Source organism: Haloferax sp. Atlit-109R (assembly GCF_003665865.1).
GTDB classification, from domain to species: domain Archaea; phylum Halobacteriota; class Halobacteria; order Halobacteriales; family Haloferacaceae; genus Haloferax; species Haloferax volcanii.
This window is the reverse complement of the sequence record NZ_QPLO01000031.1, coordinates 1-450: the sequence shown is the minus strand read 5'-3', so window position 1 is coordinate 450 and position 450 is coordinate 1. Positions and strand designations below refer to the sequence as shown.

Here is a 450-nt window from a genome sequence, read left to right as displayed (position 1 = left end):
CGAGGACCGTGACCGCGAGGACTTCGTGTTCGTCGACCTCACAGACGAGTACGAGAACAAGGTCCGGTTCAACTTCCTCGACGTGCCGGGGGACGTCGAACCGGGCACGCGAAAGTTCGCGTCGACGGTCGAAGCGCTCTGTGACGACCTGACGGCGATGATTAGTCAGGCGGGCGGTGACGACAACTACTGGGGTGCGCTGATGGACCGCGTCGCTCGGACACTCATCCGGGGGATGGCGAAGTCGGGACGGACCTGCACCCTGCTCGACCTCGCGTGCGTCTGCACCAACCCGGACAACCGCGACAAATTCGCTGAGTGGATGAGCGAGGAGCGGATGCACTTCATCGAGGACGCCGCCGAGCGGATTCGGGAGAAAGAGGACAGCGACCTCGAACCGCTCGCGGGCCGTCTCGACCAATGGGTCCAGAACGACGCCATCCGTGACCT

1 pseudogene is annotated in these 450 nt (G+C 64.0%); it reads left to right on the top strand.

Annotated elements, in window-relative coordinates:
• A pseudogene (locus DVK03_RS19515) lies at window positions 1-450 on the top strand (hypothetical protein); the annotation flags it as partial.